The following is a 274-nucleotide window of genomic DNA, read 5'->3' on the forward strand; positions in this document are numbered from 1 at the left end:
ATTGCAGTCAGTTCTAAATGCTCCCACAATGTCATTTCTTCATAAAGAAGAGGCATCTCAGGAATATAAGCTAATTCCTGACGATATTTATCGGTGTTTTCCGCCCACGTCTTCCCCATCACACGTACATTTCCTGAATGAGGCTCCATTAATCCTAGAATATGCTTTATTGTAGTACTTTTCCCTGCGGCATTTAAGCCTATTAGTCCCACGATTTCATGTTGATTTACTGAAAACGAAACATCATGTAACACGGGTCTACTTCGTTGATAAC

1 protein-coding gene is annotated in these 274 nt (G+C 39.8%); it reads right to left on the bottom strand.

What is annotated here, in order from left to right; genetic code table 11:
- Positions 1-254, bottom strand: a 254-nt coding sequence (locus AOA62_RS25725) for an ATP-binding cassette domain-containing protein (protein WP_305886549.1), incomplete at its 3' end; no start/stop codon positions are given.
- Positions 255-274 lie beyond the last annotated feature (20 nt).

Source organism: Pseudomonas sp. 2995-3 (assembly GCF_002742565.1).
Classification (GTDB): domain Bacteria; phylum Pseudomonadota; class Gammaproteobacteria; order Pseudomonadales; family Pseudomonadaceae; genus Aquipseudomonas; species Aquipseudomonas edaphica.